Source organism: Flavobacterium sp. ASW18X, from assembly GCF_005144745.1.
GTDB lineage: Bacteria > Bacteroidota > Bacteroidia > Flavobacteriales > Flavobacteriaceae > Croceivirga.
In genome coordinates this window covers 1-317 of record NZ_SWKK01000066.1, presented here as the reverse complement: position 1 = coordinate 317, position 317 = coordinate 1, and the positions used below count along the sequence as shown (strand labels likewise).

The following is a 317-nucleotide window of genomic DNA, read 5'->3' as shown; positions in this document are numbered from 1 at the left end:
ACTTACAAAGACCATTTCAGTAAATATTCTTGACGGATTTCTAGATTTATACTTTACCTCATTATCTAGAGACGGGGGAGTAAGGCACCCTATTATTAGTGCAATTAGTATTAGTGGTATTACAAGGTCACAACCAAATTTAGCTCCAATAGTAACTGCGGGAGAGGACCAAACAATAGAATTACCAGAAACAAGTACCGTAATTTATGGTACCGCTACTGATTCAGAGGGGAATCAATTAACTAATTATTTATGGACTCAAGAAGAAGGGCCAAATACAGTTGTGATGTCAGGAGAAACTACTTCAGTATTAAATA

Annotated in this window: 1 protein-coding gene; it reads left to right on the top strand. The window is 36.0% G+C overall.

The features are described from left to right. Positions 1 to 317: hypothetical protein (locus FBT53_RS16205; protein ID WP_205729056.1), on the top strand; the 317-nt coding region annotated here is incomplete at both ends.